Source organism: Nostoc sp. CALU 1950 (genome assembly GCF_051172895.1).
Taxonomy (GTDB): Bacteria; Cyanobacteriota; Cyanobacteriia; order Cyanobacteriales; family Nostocaceae; genus Nostoc; species Nostoc edaphicum_A.
This window is the reverse complement of the sequence record NZ_JBDNJQ010000108.1, coordinates 1-17,306: the sequence shown is the minus strand read 5'-3', so window position 1 is coordinate 17,306 and position 17,306 is coordinate 1. Positions and strand designations below refer to the sequence as shown.

Here is a 17,306-nt window from a genome sequence, read left to right as displayed (position 1 = left end):
CAAATAATATGTAACTTACAACCTCAGCTTACCTTGAATTTAACTACAGGGTAATTAGACCTCTTGTAAAAGTTCCTTTTGCAAGAGGTAGGGAAAGGGGAAAAAGATGGAACTTTCCCTTTCCCCCTTTCCCTTTTCCCCACTTCTGCAAGAAGTCTATTGGAGACTTGAATTTAACTTTTGTAATAATTAGGGAAATAAACCCTCAATTGCTATTAAATTATGACTCCAGATGAGATTGAAGCAGCTATGCTCGCAGCCTTTAATCGTTGTGATGTCGCAAGCTGTCCTCTCACTGACGCGCAGAAACAGATATTACTGCAAGTGGTCGAGCAAATTCAGGGAAATTCTACCTCTGGGACGTCGAATATTGCTAATCCCTTAGACGAACTTACCCCAGAGGAGCTAGAAGCATTTTTACAGTTTGTTAAGAATGAAGAACAACGCGACCGCACTTGGAAAGTGCAATTACTCAACGACTGGTTGCTAGAAAATGACTCTGGAACGGTACAATTCATTCGCCAACGCTATGGTTTACAGTGGCTGAATCGTGTTGAGTCATGCCATTTTGATAAGTATTATTATTTTGAGGATGCATTAAAGTTAAGAGTAGGCGATCGCATTGAAGTTTCCAATGCACTATGGGAATGGGTGCAAGAAGATGGCCCTTGTCAGCGCGAATGGTTCCCCTGTATGGTGATTCAGGTCGAAGAAATTAGCGATGATTCCTCTACTAATTGCGTCGTCCGCTTCTTCAACGGCGCTGAGTATGAAATTCAAGGCATCTACGAATGGAATCGTTATAACTGGCGCTGGCCTCAAAAATAGTAGTCTCTCAATAAATAATTGATGGATAAAATCCTTGTAGAGACAGCGATTTATCGCGTCTCTCTAACCTCAATGAAATTATTGTTTGAACAACGCCCAAGCCAAAAACCTTTCGGTATGATACAACGCTAATTGATTGCTCACACCGTTGAAAACGGCATCAAAAGCGTGTTCTGCCCAAGGAATTTCTAGAAAAACCGCAGTATTACCAGAATCATGTAAACGTTGATACATCTTTCTGCCGAATCGTGCTTCTACCAAATGGTCGCGACTACCGTAAATTAATAAAGTTGGCGGTAAAGGATGCGTTAGGTAATTTATCGGTGAAGCAATTTGATACTGATTAGGTAATTCTTCTAAAGAACCACCGAGAAATGCTTTTAAAACAGCACGGGTGTTAATAGGATCGGGATTTGGCGGTGTTTTGTATCCTCCCGGTAAGTTAACAGGCCCGTAATAATTGACTACAGCACGAATAGGTGGTGCATCTGGTTGATAAGCCGCTAGCATTGCTAGATGTGCCCCCGCAGAACGCCCTAAAAGTACCATCCGTTCAGGATCGGCTTCATATTCAGCTGCATGTTGGCGAATAAAATTCAAGGCTGTACGCACATCATCTAACTGAGATGGAAACCGATATTGAGGTGCGTGTCGATAAGCGATCGCAAATACTGTATATCCATGATTAGCAATATATTGATTAAACTCAGAATTAGCGCCAGTATTGCCATATTGCCAAGCTCCACCATAAATTACTACCACTGCTGGATATTTCCCTACCTCTGAGGGTTGGTAAACTTCCATTTTTAAAGGCACTCCCGCAGGCGAAGCAAAGAGAATATCTTTTTGATGACGCGTTTTACCTAATGGAATACCCCGGAAGAAATTAACTAAATCAAAGGGATGGATTTGCATCTTAGCCCTTACTTGGACTGGAATTTGCTCTAGATAATTTGCTCCCAATCCTTGCTTCATTGCTTTAGTCATCTGCATTTGAGTTAGTGGGATATTCACTAGCACCGATCCACAAATTACCAATCCGATTAAACTGAAAATGCAAACTAAACGCTGTATTTTACGGCGACGGATGTAGAATAAAGAAAGCAATAAAAAGAGCAAATTTAATAATAATAACCAAGGACTGACTTCTGGCGCTCCCACTGCTAGCCTGAGTAAAAACATATTTGGGGCAGCAAGAATAATCCAAGAGCTAAGAAATAGACTTGTAAAACTTAGAAATAAGATAAGCCATGATAAAATTATTTTGGGTTTAGCAAACATAGATAAACTGCGGTATTAACGACTCCGAAGAAGTACAATTTATCCGCTAATGCTAAGGTTGGCAATAGTTCTATATTTTAAATGCCGATGACAGCATAACTCATTGCTGTTGTATCCAAAGACGAAAAGCTTTGAGCGTTGCATTTCTGCCTGCTGTTGTACTTTGCTCTAGATATTGGGGAATCGCTGTAATTAGTGGGAATAGAGGAAAATTTAAGCTTTGCTGAGATTCTAGATAATGCCCATTTTGTAGAACGTTAATTTGGAGCTTTCCTTGCTCAAAACGCCAAAGTTCAGGCACTTTTAGCGCTTCATAAATATTAGGATGAGTACGAGAAGTAATATCAATTTCTAAAGCTAAATCTGGAGGAGGATCTACTGCTAAATCTAGCCGCTTCTTGCCGCGAATCTTGGATTCATTTTTTATATAGAAACACTGGTCAGGTTCTATACCTTGAGCCATCGCTTGGTTTTTGAAAGTGGTAGAGCCAAGGCTGATGAACTCAGTACTTAGCTCTTCTAGAAGCGCTTTGACTAAATCACCAATAATTTCTTTATCAAATTCATGTTCTGGCAGTGGTGCCATAATCTCTAGTATTCCCCTGTCATAAGCAATTCGTGCTGCCCGATGTTCCCCTAAATCCTCTAGAATTGCTTCCAATTCCTGCCAGGTTACATCTCGCAGTAGCACTCTTTGTCCTGGTGGAATATAGATGCGCTTTAATTCCAACAACATCATCTCCACTCCTAATAGCTCCAACCTAAATTTAGCTTACTCCAGTTGAACTGACGGGGCGACAATTTTTGCTACTTCATCGCTATGCTTAGATGCGCTCGTCAAACATCGCCTACTTAAACACCCCCTCATAGAAGTGTACACGGGGGCGATCGCTCTTACATTCCCATTCCCCATTCCCCACTCCCTCATTGTCTAGAGTAAAGAAAAAACCTCTGGAGTTCCCAGAGGTTTTGGTTCCTGATTTAGTTTCTATTTGTTACTACAATTTGTCCTCAGTCATTTCCCGATAATGAAGGAAATTATTTGATTTGAGTTCTTACTCAAGCACTTATGACTCAATGGCGATTACCAGGAAATGCTGAAAGGGATATTTTTTTGATCGCGTAATAAGGTTCAATTAAGAATTCCTCCTCCCTAATAATCCTTAAAAGGAAGGTATTAAACCTAAAATATACTGATAAAGAAGTATTAGAATATACTTTATGTAAAGAAATACTAATGAATGACTAACTCAAGCTAGAGCTAATTCGTTGCAAACGCGTTTACACATATAGATATTCTATAGTAATCATAAATTTTTTTTCAAAAAAAACTCAGTATTCTTGTAGGATGCATGATGCTCTGCTAACACACCCTACTTATAGTTCAAAAATTAAATATAGGACTATTATTTAATTTTTGAACTATACGTAAGCAGGGCACTTGTCTTAAATTATATTCAACCATATAAGACTCCTATTTTATTTTTGAAAAAATTCAGTCCCACTCAAATAGGGTTGTTCCCTATTCCCCACTCTCCGCCTACGCAAGTCAATTCAGGAATCCATTCGGATTACTATAGTTAAATTTTTAGACTGTAAGTTCAATAACTATTGGCAATTTTTTACGCCAACCTAGATTATTTTCATACTATAGATAGATATCAATATAGTAAATTTGGTAGATAGTAATGTATGTAGTTATCTTACTATGGACAGATGCAAATGTGGGATAAATTAATAAAAATACTATTTTTTTAGCAAACAATAAGTGATGTGTCCTAAAATTTATTACGATAATAAAAATTAAATTGTCAATGATTATTTCAAAAGAAAAACTAATAACTAAGCCTTTGTTTTTTCAACAAGATAATTGTAAGAATTTGATAAAGATATTGTCAAGATTAAATAATATTTTCTTGTTTATTGTAAAAACTATTGACTAGATGTAGGATTGTTCTTAAATAAAGAACAGTGGACTAAGGAAAAGATTAAGTATCTGTCACTTTTTGATTGAACTTTTCTTTCAGATAGGTTCAATTTTATTACTCCATGCTGATGACAAAATAGCTAGTTTGTAGGATAGTCTAAGAACTAGATTTCCACTCATACCTGACCTTGACTGTTTTTAGTTTCCAAGTCATTGAACAAAATTCAACCTCTTGTTGGTCATCAAAAATTAACCTACCTAAATATTAGGAGGTTAATCTATGAAGCCGTATTGTATAATTCAGTAAAATCATCAATATAAGGGCTACCCGAAGCCTCGAAAGTGTTTGCCTATTACCATCAACCAGGGGCAATGGTCTTAACCAACACCATTATTGCACCGGGCTTCAGGAAAGTCTGTCAAATTTTAGCGGCTAGCCAGTGAATAGTTTACTGGTTTTAAGTATTTTTATTCCAAGTGAAGACCATTAACGTCGAACTTTGATTTATTAAAATCTGATCGAATGCAACAAATCCCTACAATTTCCGAATACTAGGGGAATAATAGACATCTTGCAAAAGTTACTTTTGCAAGATGTCGGGGAAAGGTCAAAGGGTAAGGGGAAATTCCATCCCTTTCCCCTTTACCCCTTCCCCTTTCCCCCACTTCTGCAAGAAGTCTAATACCTAGCGTTATTTGCACACCACGTCAATATTTAATCAACCTTCTAGGACTAATTAATTTTGCAGTTGTATATCCTGATATATCAGGATTAAGAAACAGTTGCAAAAGACATATTTGCCCACATTTCACAGTTGGCGGCAACTGATAAAAATTATGTCAGAATACTCCAGTCAAGAAAGAGCTTTTGAATGCTATGACATGCACGAGAGCAAATTTTTAACACCTTTTCAACGGAAGGCACTTTTGAAAAATTTGCAAGCTAATTTACAGCCAGAATACCGTCGGCGGATTGAAATTATGTTGCTGGCGGATATGGGTAAATCTCAAAGCCAAATCTGTGAAATATTAAGTTGTTCTCAGGAAATGGCACGTTACTGGATTGGTGTGGCAGAGGCAGGTCTAGCGCACAAATGGAATGAGCGCCCAATCGGTAGACCTAAGACTGTTAACGATCAATACATTGAACGTTTGAAAGAATTGGTAAGTAATAGTCCGCGTGAATATGGCTATGCATTTACTTACTGGACAGCCCAATGGTTAAGCAAGCATTTAGCAAATGAATTTGGGATTGCAATTACCGATCGCCATGTTAACCGCTTGCTAAAAAAAATGGGACTTTCCACTAAACGCAAAAATCCCTGTCCACAAGAAACTGACCTAAATAAGGATGCTGGCATTACGATTGGTGACTTGCAATCTAACTCCGAACCGAGTTTGCATTGGTCATTTAATCTAATTCAGACCAATAACTAAATTGATTAGTCATTTGTCATTTGTCATTTGTCATTTGACTAATGCCCCAATGACCAAATACTGTTTTGGAGGTCAGAAAATGCCATCAGCGTTTTCGCAGCAATATTTAGCTGAACAACTCACCCAAATCTTGGGTGAGTCGCTGTCAGACGGGGAACTTGACAGGTGTCTCAGAGGGCTGGAAATTGTCGAACCATCAGTAGCAAAGCAGTTTTGGCACGCAACTACAGCCCAGCCTGGAATTTATATTGTCCTGACTGGTAAAGTCAGACTGTTGGATAGCTCTAATAACTTAATTACTACTCTGTTATCTGGAGCATCATTTGGCGAATTGACTTTATTTCCAAGAGAGGAATTCAGTCCTTATATTGCTAGGGCTTCGGTAAACTTACAGCTTTGCTATATCAACCAAGAGATTTTACAGGAGATTATTCGCACACATAGCAGCATCCGCGATCGCCTTTTAAGACGTGCAGAGGTTTGGGATTTGCTGTTGTTATGTTGCCAGAACTCCCTAATTGGGCGTAATGGCTCTGTGGAAGAGATGTTTAAAGCTTTATGCCTATTTGAGCGGCACAATCTGGAAAGTGGTTCCCTGAGTCCCAATCTCACTAGAGATATCAAGCTTTGGTTACTGTATCGCGGAGAACTGCTGGATTCTAACGGGCGAAGATTCACACCTGGAAACATCTATGTGAGTCCAAAACAAGGAAGTTGGGAGGTAGGGCAACCTGCGATCACTTACAGTTTAAACAATGCTGATTGGCAAACAGCATTACAGCATTGGCCCCAATTAGCAGAGTTAATAGACTTCCAAGAGAGATTGGGGACAGGGAACAGGGGACAGGGGACAGGGGATATAGGATCAGGAAAGGCTTTTGACAATACCCAGTACCCAATCCCCAGTACCCAATCCCCAGTACCCAATCCCCAGTACCCAATCCCCAGCATTGAACCAAAGCAAAGGAGACAACGGGCGTACTTTCCCAGCCCAACAGTCAGGGCGGGGCATTGGTTAGGACGCTTGACTAAACGGTATCCGTTCTTTGAACAACAAAGCGCCTCTGACTGTGGTGCAGCTTGTTTGGTGATGATTAGTCGCTATTGGGGTAAGCGCTTTAATGTCAACCGCATACGGGATTTAACCAACATCAGCCGGAGTGGGGCATCAATGCGGGGTTTAACAGCCGCCGCCGAAAATATTGGTTTTGCTACCCGTCCAGTGAAAGCCAGCTTTGATAAATTAGCCCAACAACCCTTACCTGCGATCGCTCACTGGGAGGGTAAACACTACATTGTTGTCTATGAAGTCAATAAAAAACGTGTGATTGTTGGCGACCCTGCTATCGGTCAGCGCACCCTTACCCCTAGCGAATTTAAAGCTGGTTGGACTGGTTATGCACTGTTATTACAACCTACAGACCTACTCAGAGAAACCGAGGAAACGATTACACCATTTTGGCAGTTTTTTGATTTAGTTAAACCTCACTCGCAAGTACTGCTAGAAGTGTTTATCGCTTCGGTATTAATTCAGTTATTTGGATTAATTACACCCCTATTTACTCAGTTGCTCTTAGATAGAGTAATTGTCCAAGGTAGTACCCTGACTTTAAACGCCATTGGTTTAGGGTTGCTGATTTTTGGTTTTTTCCGGGTTGCTCTCAGTGGACTACGGCAATATCTCCTGGATCACACAGCAAATCGCTTGGGATTAACACTGATGGTAGGTTTTATTAAACATACCTTTCGTTTGCCCTTAGCTTTTTTTGAGTCACGATACGTTGGCGATATTGTATCTCGCGTCCAAGAAAATCAAAAAATTCAGCGCTTTCTAACTGGAGAAGCACTATCAATTGGTTTGGATTTAATGACGGTGTTTGTCTATGTAGCATTGATGTTTTGGTATAGCTGGCAAATGGCATTATTCAGTTTAGCGATCGTGCCGCCTTTTGTATTACTAGCGTTCATAGCTACACCTTTCTTGCGCCGCATCAGCCGCGAAGTTTTTAATGCTTCAGCTAAAGAGAACAGTTATCTGATTCAATCCCTCACAGGTGTTCGCTCAGTTCGCTCTATGGCGATTGAGCAAACAGTCCGCTGGCATTGGGAAGAACTGCTGAATAATGTCATTAAAAAGACCTTTAGCGGACAGGTAATTAGTAACCAACTCCAAATTCTCAGTTCTAGTATCGAATCGCTAGTAACCACAGGATTACTTTGGTTTGGTGCATGGCAGGTAATTCAAAACCAATTGACAATTGGACAATTAGTAGCCTTCAATATGTTGTTAGGAAACGTTATTCGACCTTTCCAACGGTTGATTGTTCTGTGGAATCAATTACAAGAAGTGATTATTTCTACTGAGCGAATTAATGATGTCTTAGAAGCAGAGCCAGAAGAAGATTTACAAAATCAGCCCCGCCAGTTTTTAAGTACTTTACGTGGTCATATTTTATTTGAGAATGTGACTTTTCGCTATCACCCAGAAAGCGATATTAACGTGTTAGAAAATCTCAGCTTTGAAATCAAACCTGAGCAAACTATAGCAGTTGTGGGACGTAGTGGTTCTGGCAAAACGACCCTTTCTAAATTGATTTTGGGACTATATCTGCCGACGGATGGCAAAGTATTGATTGATGGTCAAGATGTGACTAATATTGCCCTGCGATCGCTCCGTTCTCAAATTGGCGTTGTAGACCAAGATACATTTTTGTTTGGCGGTACAATTCGCGAAAACATCAGTATTGCTCATCCAGAAGCTTCCCTAGAAGAAGTTATCGAAGCGACGCGTCTAGCAGGAGCAGATGAGTTTATTAAACAAATGCCAATGGGCTACGAAACCCAAATTGGTGAAGGTGGGGGTATGTTATCCGGTGGACAACGCCAACGCCTAGCGATCGCTCGTGCTTTGTTAGGAAATCCCACCTTCTTAGTATTAGATGAGGCAACCAGTCACTTAGACGCCGAATCTGAGCGAATTATTCAGAATAACCTCAAAAAAATTCTCCAAGGACGCACAAGTTTAATCATTGCTCATCGTCTCTCTACTGTGCGTCATGCTGATTTGATTTTGGTTTTAGATCGGGGGATTTTAGTCGAAAGCGGTACTCACGATCAATTAATCACCAAAAAAGGTCATTATTTCTATCTCAATCAGCAACAACTAGCGCAAACAGGTTGAAAGGGAATTGGGAATTGGGAATTGGGCATGGGAATTAAGAGACAAGGACGAATAAAGACTTGTTCATCTCTCTTAAAGACTCATTAATGGAGTTCAAAGCCTCATTAACGGAGATAAAAGACTCATTAATGGAGTTCAAAGCCTCATTAACGGAGTTAAAAGACTCATTAATGGAGCTAAAAGACTCATTAACGGAGTTAAAAGACTCATTAATGGAGTTAAAAGACTCATTAATGGAGCTAAAAGACTCATTAACGGAGTTCAGAACCTCAATCCCAATGCCCAATCATACCCAGCCAATGCCCAATTCCCAATGCCCCATGCCCCATGCCCCATGCCCCATGCCCAATGCCCCATGCCCAATTCCCCATATCCAGTTCCCAATCCCCAATTCTTATGCCAAACCCATCTAATAATTCATCATCTGCCTTTGCCATAGAAAAGCCGACTGAATTTCACCTGCCTGAAGACGCAAATGCCATTATTGATTCTCAGACGCAGAAAACATCTGAAGCAAACGATTGGTTTTACGGCACTGAGGAACTACTAGACGCCTTACCAAAAATCTGGACGCGCTCCATGTTGTATTTACTGGTAGGCTTTGCTGCGATCATCTTACCTTGGGCAATGCTTTCTAAAGTTGATGAAACAGGAAGTGCTAGAGGGCGAATGGAACCGGAAGGAGCAACCCAACAATTGGATAGTCCAGTTGTTGGTAGCGTTACTGCTGTCAACGTCAAAGAAGGCGCAACCGTAAAAGCAGGAGAGGTTTTGCTGGAATTGGAGTCTGATGTGCTGCGAACAGAATTGCAGCAGGTACAGACAAGACTAGAAGGTTTATTGAATCGGCGATCGCAACTCGATCTTCTCAAAAACCAAATTCTTTTGACAATTAATACCCAAGAGCAACAAAATAAATCCCAAGAATTGGAAAAAATTGCCCAAGTTAGTCAGGCGCAGCAAAACCTTGATGCTAAACAGAGTACTTACAACTTACAACGACTGGAAAAACTGGCTCTAGTAGAACAGGCTAACCAGAACATCAGTTCTACCCAGATTGCTCAGAAGTTAGCTAAGAGTCGTTTAAGACGAGATTTTACAGAAGTTGCGCGTTATCGCAAACTTTTGCGGGTGGGTGCGATTCCCCAAACCAAACTTGTGGAACTGGAAAAAACAGCGGAAGAAAGCCAACGCTTGCAAGAGCAAACAAAATCTGATATTACACAAGCCCAGTTGCGTTTAAAAGAAGAACTGAACCGCTATCAGTCGTTGATGAGTCAAGCTCAATCAGATATTCAGCTTTTCAAACTTCGCTTACAAGAGCAGCAAAGTAGCTATCGCAGTGTAGTGCAAGCAGGTAGACTGGCGGTGCTGAGAAATCAGGAACAGCTTAAAGACTTACAAACACAAATTAGTAACCTGCAATCAGAAATTGCTCAAACTGGAAGCCAGGTGACATCCTTGCAACTACAAATGCAGCAACGAGTAGTGCGATCGCCTATTGATGGCACAATTTTTGAGTTACCTATCGAAAAACCAGGCTCAGTAGTCGAACCGGGACAGATGATTGCCCAAATTGCACCCAACAATACTCCCTTGATTTTAAAAGCGCAGATGCCCAGCCAACAAAGCGGTTTTTTGAAAGTGGGAATGCCAGTTAAAATCAAATTTGATGCTTATCCCTTCCAAGATTACGGGGTAGTGCAAGGGCGCGTTAGCTGGATTTCACCTAACTCAAAAGTTCAAACAACTAATCAAGGTAACATCGAAACCTATGAGTTGGAAATCTCCCTAGATCAACCCTATATCCAAAATGCCAACAGACGTATTCCCCTAACAGCAGGTCAAACAGCAACCGCCGAGGTGATTATTCGTCAACGCCGCGTGATGGACTTTATCTTAGATCCGTTTAAGAAGTTGCAAGAAGGTGGTTTAGAACTTTAGCAATTAGAGGTTGAAAAGTAGTTACCTATGATTTTAGGCACTTGTTAATCCCCCCTTGCAAAGCTACGGTGTACACACAAGTCTGAAATAGCTCAAATAGACCATTTGTAGAGACGCGATTCATCGCGTCTTTGTGTTGCAATCATTAATTTAACTGGTATCAGATATTGAGTCAGAGACTCAATGAATGCATTCCCAGTCTCCGACTGGAAACGAGGAAAAAAGTCCCCCTTTTTAAGGGGGATTTAGGGGGATCTAAAACGTTTTGCTACCGACCAGAGGACTTTTAAAACATCCTCTAAAACGCTTTGTTACCAAATTCCTAAGCAACAATATCCTCGAATTCTTTGAGGATTCGGGCTTCTGATTCTTGCGATTTAATATGTATAAATTATTGCTAAATATTCATCCAATAAATATTGTGTTTTGGTTGTTGCTTTTTAGCTCTTTACATTCTTTTGCTACACCCAATATTTTTCGGTAAAGGGGAAGAGGAAAAGGGAAAATAAAAACCTTTCACCCTTCCCCTTCACCCCAAACCAAATCCCTCTTTTAAAAATGCTTAACCGATAAGTATTGTTACTACATTTATGTATCAAAAAAACAAATATGATTTATATTTTATAATATATACCTTCTGATTACATCAGATAAAATATTCGAGTTACTATTATATAAAGGCAATATTAATTGCATGTAAAAACATAGTGCAGATGCAATTAATATTGTCTAAACAAAATCAAAAACACCCTATTAATTTAGGTTACTAATTGGAGGAGTTAGAATATGTCAAAACTATTGACTGTTTCTCCTGATGATATTCTTGACCACATAAAGCTTTCTTGCCAAATCCCTAGCGTATTGGAGGCGATCGCAACTCGTAAAATTGTTGAAGATGAAGCTAAAAAGGTAGGTATTGAGATTGGTTTAGAAGAACTGCAAAATGCAGCAGATAGCCTGCGTTTAGCCAACCAACTTATCAAAGCAGAAGATACTTGGGCATGGTTAGAAAAATATCATCTTTCTTTAGACGACTTTGAAGCAATAGCCGAAACAAACCTATTATCTGCTAAATTGGCAAATCATTTATTTGCAGAAAAAGTCGAATCATTTTTCTATGCACACCAACTCGATTATGTTGGAGCAGTGACATACGAAGTTGTATTAGATGATGAAGATTTAGCTCTAGAAATGTTTTATGCCTTGCAAGAAAATGAAATCAGTTTTCAAGAAATTGCCCGCCAATACATTCAAAATACTGAAATACGCCGGGCTGGAGGATATCAAGGAATACGCCTCCGCACCGATTTTAGACCAGAAATTGCAGCAGCAGTCTTTGCTGCTAGTCCCCCACAAATTCTCAAGCCAATAACTACTCCCAAAGGAGTGCATATAATTGCAGTCGAGGAAATCATTAAACCTCAACTAGACGAACAGCGGCGGCTGCAAATAATGGGAGACTTATTTGCTAATTGGTTAAAAGCACAAATCGCTGCCTTGGAAATAGTGACCAATCTGACGAAGGTTGTCATTCCTCAACCATCTAAAGATATCCTAATACAGGCTTAACCTCTAATTCCCTCCTTTTTAAGGAGGGTTAGATAGGACTGTAAATAAAATAGACCATACGGTAAGGGCACAGCATTGCTGTGCCCCTACGACAGATTTGGTTCAAATACATGAAAACTGGTGTAATACCATTTCACGAAAATCTTGATACATATAGATTTTTCGTAGGGGTTTAGCACTGCTAAACCCTTACCCCGGATTTCTCACCACACCTCTCAAAGCCTGCGCTTGTGCAGGGGAGCAGAGGAGAGTTCAATGTGCCAAGTTCAATCCCCTCTGCTCCTCTGCTCCTCTGCCCCTCTGCCCCTCTGCCCCTCCGCCCCTCTGCTCCATCAAACGCCTGAAGCTTGTGAGAAATGCGGGTTACCCACTACCTTTACCGATACCTATTTGAATCCAGCTTGATTCTAGTTTAAAAAGTCCTAAATTCTGATTATCCGTTTGACGACGATTTGCTTTGCTAAGTAGCCAGTTATTTTTCATTAATCGAAGATAGGTGCGCGAGGGTATATATTCTAGAGGATTGTAGCCACTAAAACGGAGGAGTAAAACACAAGCCCAGGAATACTTGCCCGCAGAAACAGCTTTGACGATCTGTTTTAATTCTTCATGATTGAAGTTGAATTTGTTATCTAATGCTTTATGAGACTCGGAGAGTTTTTTAGTCATATAATTACCTCGTGAGCGAAAATATGATCTTGGTTAGCACAGTTTTAGGTAGCAGAGATCCTCAACCCCCGGCAATTCGGGGGCTTTGAATGCTTAACCGTATTTCATAGATTCAAAGAAGTATAGATATCATCCGAGTTAGGATTGAGGTAAGGGCGTTGCAATTCAATTTTGCACAAAGAGAAATGTCGCAGAATTGATGTCATCCGTCCTGCTGGCGTATCATCTCCTTCATGCCAAGCCTCAAGCAAAGCATTGGCAACAATTTGACAGCGGTTTGTACCAAAACTTTCTTTATCAGCAAATTTGCGGTCTGGTTCTTCAGCGATCGCCATCCCTGGTGCTACCATTTTGGTAAACAAAGGCACTTGCTCTCCAAAATGGGATTGATGTTCTGTATACACCCTCTCTAATATTGCGTGAACAGTTTCGTAGTTGCTTTTGCCAAAGTAAAGCACTGCTGAGTCGTAACGCTCATAGTCGGAAGGATTATATAGTGCTTTAAATGAAAAGAAAATGGGGGTAGCGTTGAGTTGGGCAGTTAAACTGTCCATGACTGCAACTGCACCCTCTGAAGTTAAATTGAAATAGACGCGCACCAGATTTTCTCGATTTGAGGGAGTTCCAGCATTCGCAACCGCCATATAAAATCCGTTTTGCACCAGATTTTTGGGCATTTTAATCGTCACTAAATTACCGACAGTAACAGGTTGGTCTGTTGGTTGCAAATGGGTATCGCGTTCAATGTGCAGTATTAAAGCATTTTTCTCAACTGCCAAAGTACCATCAGTTTCTTCTTTCACTACCAGCCAATCAGGACTCCAGTAGCCTTCGCCTCTGTTGCTTTCATGCAAGCGATCGTAAAATGCTAAATCTACACCCAACAAAGTGTTATTTTCTATATTTTGATTCAGTGCCAAATTCGTTACCTCTGCATCGGGTGCGAGGACACTTTTCAAGGAGCCATTGTAATAGATGCCGTAGAGAAAATTACGCAGTTGCACGCTTAAAAAGCTATTCTGGATGTCTATGGGTAATTGCTGAAAACGAGCAACTGCTACCTCTGGTAATTCCAAGGGTTTATAGTCTGGGTGTTTAATACAATAGTGAGACTCAATTTGAAGTTGATTAATGATGTCTTGTAGTGATGTCTGCAATGACTCTGAAATATCTGGTAGTTGAGTTTCTAGCGAATCTAATAGTTGCATAGGTATCTGTTTGGGAATTGGGCATTGGGAATTAGGAATTGGGCATGGGGGATGGGGGATGGGGCGTTAATTATTCTCCTCCTCCGCTCCCCTTGCTCCCTCATCTCCCTCATCCTCTAAACGGGGGCAAGGTCTGATATTTGCATTCCGAAAATTGTTGGAATTGATGCTTCTGGACGGCACAACAAACTTTTAGCAACTTGGAGCATACATATACCAGAATTACCAAAAGTTTTTTCGTGCTGGAGTGCCGCTTGAATAGCTTGAATCAAAGCTAAACCAGAAAATTGCACAACTCGTTGCAAGAAATCAGGACGATGCTCTAAGATTTCGGGAAAGTAAGCTAAATAAGTAGTAAGTAGGGCCGAGATGGAAGGCTGAAGTAGTTGTAGAGGGGTTGTTGCTAGACGTAAAGACTCTTCGATCGCAATGGATTTACTGGTAATTAAACTATACAGCCAAAATTGCAAATAGCTAGCGATCGCTTTTCCTAAATCACTAGCGGGATCTCCCCAACCAGAGCGTTCCCAGTCAATGAATCGAACAATGCTCTCATCTGAGAACGATTCATCAAAAAATACTTCTTCCCAATTGAGTAATAGAAGAATATTGTTTAACTTCAGGTCATTATGCGTTAGACAACAAGGAGTGAAAGCGTTGCTCAAATTTGCGATCGCTTGTCCCAGACTGTCGTAACGTTGATAAAGGGTAAAGAATTTCAGTCCATCAGCAGGAACCTTACCAAAAATTTCCGGAGTAATCCTATCCAATCCACGAATTAGCTCAGGAGTTTTTTGATTAGATGCATCCTCAGACTTTTGAAAAAATTCCCGATAGTTTTGACGGTCAAAAGTTAGACGATGAATTGATGCCAGAGTTGCACCAACTGCCGCCGCAATCTTAGTTGGAAAAAAATTCTTCTTCAGGTAGAAATCATGCAAATCGCAATAATTATTCAGATAATTAAACACAATGATGGAATTTTCGGCATCAAAATGCAATGCTTCCGACAAATAAGGTCGAACGTGGCTGATTTCTGGAAATGTTTGGAAAAAATCGTGAATTCGCCATTCTTGCAAAAACTCTCCAGCAGTTTTGCCTTCTCGGTTGAGACGTTCTTGCTTCACTAAAAGTTGTCGTCTCTCTGGAAAAGTCAGCAACAAGTTAAAATTTTTAGCAGGTTTTAGCTCAATTTTGGTCAAAGACTGCTCCTGTTGAGTACACAGACTTTGGGAAATCAGGTAGCTAAAAACATTTTGAGAACTTAATAAAAATGGTGGCATAGGGTCAGAAAAGTTCCAGCTTAATCACTAAAGTTTGCTCCCCATACCAATTCCCTATAAACTTGCATTAAATGATTGCCTAACCCTTTTTTTATGTACTTCTCGCGTTGGCAAAGCCTCTGTCTGAGACACACTACGCGAACGCAGAGAAAGCGTACTTGGCGGTTAGTTTGTAAATATTATCTGCATCTTCATGGAGAATTGGTATCAGTTCAAAGATATTAATGGCAAATCAATACATTGCAAATTTACCATCAGGTTGTGATGCAATCATTATTTAAGTCACGTTCTCACCAGGATTAAATGACTTTGCTAGTAACGTATTATTGTAGATTGCAAAGGACAATAACATAAATTCAAGGTTTTTTACACCAAACTTCAGCATTTGAGCAAATTCATCTTCTTCACCACCATATACAAATATAGAATCCATATCAGTCAGGTCGGTCAGGTAATTTTCTGAATCAGCAAGGTGCAGTTCAGAAATTGTGATGTGTGGCATTTACTCCATTCCAGCGAATCATCTATTCATCGCTAACCGGAAGTTAGATTCAATTAGAGATTGCTTAATCTAGCTCGGTAGCGAAGAACTAAAAATTCTGAATAATTATTGAGAAATATTTTCTCGGCTCTCCTGGCTTCTTAATAGTCAATAAATCTCATGTGTTATACCATTTCACGAAACACCTGATACATTCATTTTCCAAGGAGGCTCAATTTCCTCCTGAGAAAATAGGGTTGGAAAGTATCAATTTTTAACCTAGGTGTAGTGAGTTTAGTTGCATCTACGTGTCGCTGATGTTAAACTAAAAATGATAATTTTTGCACATGAGTTACTTCTTTCCTCTTAATCGCAGAAGAGCCATTTAGCTGAGGGAAGGAACTACAAATTAAACACCTTCGCTGAATGTCTTAGCTAAGGATACAACGTTATTGATGCCAAAGCCTAATACAGAGAATTCAAACCCCTTGATGCCATATTCTAGTAACCGTTCATATCCATGACCTTCACCACCATGTAAAGATATAGAATCCATATCGCTCAAGTCGGTTAGGAAGTTTTCGGAATCTTGGAAGAATTCCGAGCCAAGAGGACGCAGTTCGAAAAGTGTGATCTTAGTCATAACTAATTCCCCAAAATAATTGTGGCCGTTCAGTAAAATTTGTGCGTAATAAAGCTTTTCATAGCCTAAATTAGGCGGAAATGCTGGCTTTTGATCATTCAATAAGTCTTGCTATTATTAACCGCACAAATCTTGTTTTTCCTGCAATCATAGGAAAGTAAAATCGCTTTGTATCGCACTATGAATTAATATTCTTAATCACAAGTGCTGTTGGCAGAAGCACCACTACCTTGGCTGAATGACTTGGCTAAAGATACAACATTATTGATTGCTAACCCTAAGATTGAGAACTCGTATCCCTTAATTCCATAATCTAGGAACGGATCAAATCCGTCGCCGTGACCACCATAGACAGAGATGGAATTTACATCGCTCAATTCGGTGAGAAAGCTTTCGGAATCTTGGAATAGTTCTGAGCCAGCTAGATACAATTCAGAAAGTGTAATGGTAGCCATGATTTACTCCTAAAAATCTTGTGATCATTTATCTGTAGATTGCTGAATTTGGCTCTTTTGGGTTTTTGGTATTCAAGAAACCTGATGTTTATCACATATATTTCTTTCTGCTTCTAATCCCAAAAGAGCCATTTAGCTCATTAGCGAACTATCCTATTAATCTGCATCGCTGAATGACTTAGCCAGGGATGTAACGTTATTGATACCCAGACCTAAGATGGAGAATTCAAATCCCTTTTCGCCATAGGTCAAGAAGTCATCGTATCCATCGCCTTCTCCACCATGAACAGAGACAGAATTCATGTCGTTCAATTCGGTGAGAAAGCTTTCGGAATCTTGGAATAGTTCTGAGCCAGCTACATACAGTTCAGAAAGTGTGATATTAGCCATGATTTACTCC

At 40.1% G+C, this 17,306-nt stretch carries 14 protein-coding genes; 5 read left to right on the top strand and 9 right to left on the bottom strand.

Translation table 11 applies throughout. The features are described from left to right. Nucleotides 1-222: 222 nt before the first annotated feature. Nucleotides 223-828 (top strand): hypothetical protein, encoded by a 606-nt coding sequence (locus ABF638_RS25000; protein ID WP_435025614.1) that lies wholly within the window; start codon nt 223-225, stop codon nt 826-828. 78 nt (nt 829-906) lie between these two features. Here ABF638_RS25000 and ABF638_RS24995 read toward each other — a convergent pair whose 3' ends face one another. After that, nucleotides 907-2,109: an alpha/beta hydrolase gene (locus tag ABF638_RS24995; RefSeq protein WP_435025613.1), complete on the bottom strand. Its 1,203-nt coding sequence runs from the start codon at nt 2,107-2,109 to the stop codon at nt 907-909. A 100-nt stretch (nt 2,110-2,209) separates the two neighbouring features. Further along, on the bottom strand, nt 2,210-2,845 hold the full coding sequence (locus ABF638_RS24990; RefSeq protein WP_435025621.1) for a Uma2 family endonuclease: 636 nt from the start codon (nt 2,843-2,845) through the stop codon (nt 2,210-2,212). A gap of 2,028 nt (nt 2,846-4,873) precedes the next feature. Between ABF638_RS24990 and ABF638_RS24985 the strand changes: the two genes are divergently transcribed. The 4 genes from ABF638_RS24985 (at nt 4,874) to ABF638_RS24970 (ending at nt 12,167) form a co-directional block, all read left to right on the top strand. Then, nucleotides 4,874-5,473 (top strand): helix-turn-helix domain-containing protein, encoded by a 600-nt coding sequence (locus ABF638_RS24985; protein ID WP_435025612.1) that lies wholly within the window; start codon nt 4,874-4,876, stop codon nt 5,471-5,473. A gap of 79 nt (nt 5,474-5,552) precedes the next feature. Next, nucleotides 5,553-8,654, top strand: coding sequence for a peptidase domain-containing ABC transporter (locus ABF638_RS24980; protein ID WP_435025611.1), 3,102 nt, complete (start codon nt 5,553-5,555; stop codon nt 8,652-8,654). Nucleotides 8,655-9,050: 396 nt separating this feature from the next. Beyond that, the gene (locus ABF638_RS24975; RefSeq protein ID WP_435025610.1) at nt 9,051-10,598 is read left to right on the top strand and encodes an HlyD family efflux transporter periplasmic adaptor subunit; all 1,548 of its coding nucleotides are present in this window, start codon (nt 9,051-9,053) and stop codon (nt 10,596-10,598) included. 786 nt (nt 10,599-11,384) lie between these two features. After that, nucleotides 11,385-12,167, top strand: a complete 783-nt coding sequence (locus tag ABF638_RS24970) for a peptidylprolyl isomerase (protein WP_435025609.1) — start codon at nt 11,385-11,387, stop codon at nt 12,165-12,167. Nucleotides 12,168-12,530: 363 nt separating this feature from the next. Here the strand turns inward: ABF638_RS24970 and ABF638_RS24965 are convergent, their stop codons facing one another. The 7 genes from ABF638_RS24965 to ABF638_RS24935 all read right to left on the bottom strand — a co-directional run bounded on the left by ABF638_RS24965 (nt 12,531) and on the right by ABF638_RS24935 (nt 17,296). Next, the gene (locus ABF638_RS24965) at nt 12,531-12,836 is read right to left on the bottom strand and encodes a HetP family heterocyst commitment protein (protein WP_435025608.1); all 306 of its coding nucleotides are present in this window, start codon (nt 12,834-12,836) and stop codon (nt 12,531-12,533) included. Nucleotides 12,837-12,940: 104 nt separating this feature from the next. Further along, the gene (locus ABF638_RS24960; RefSeq protein ID WP_435025607.1) at nt 12,941-14,044 is read right to left on the bottom strand and encodes a T3SS effector HopA1 family protein; all 1,104 of its coding nucleotides are present in this window, start codon (nt 14,042-14,044) and stop codon (nt 12,941-12,943) included. 116 nt (nt 14,045-14,160) lie between these two features. Next, entirely contained in the window at nt 14,161-15,327 is a 1,167-nt protein-coding gene (locus ABF638_RS24955; protein ID WP_435025606.1) for a phosphotransferase, read from the bottom strand. Between the two features lie 277 nt (nt 15,328-15,604). Then, nucleotides 15,605-15,829: a hypothetical protein gene (locus ABF638_RS24950; protein ID WP_435025605.1), complete on the bottom strand. Its 225-nt coding sequence runs from the start codon at nt 15,827-15,829 to the stop codon at nt 15,605-15,607. A 388-nt stretch (nt 15,830-16,217) separates the two neighbouring features. After that, nucleotides 16,218-16,553 (bottom strand): hypothetical protein, encoded by a 336-nt coding sequence (locus ABF638_RS24945; protein WP_435025604.1) that lies wholly within the window; start codon nt 16,551-16,553, stop codon nt 16,218-16,220. Between the two features lie 92 nt (nt 16,554-16,645). Further along, nucleotides 16,646-16,906 carry a hypothetical protein gene (locus ABF638_RS24940; protein WP_435025603.1) on the bottom strand — a complete coding sequence of 87 codons (261 nt, stop codon included), beginning with the start codon at nt 16,904-16,906 and terminating at the stop codon, nt 16,646-16,648. A 156-nt stretch (nt 16,907-17,062) separates the two neighbouring features. Further along, complete coding sequence (locus tag ABF638_RS24935) at nt 17,063-17,296, bottom strand: hypothetical protein (protein ID WP_435025602.1); 234 nt, start codon at nt 17,294-17,296, stop codon at nt 17,063-17,065. Between the last annotated feature and the right edge of the window lie 10 nt (nt 17,297-17,306).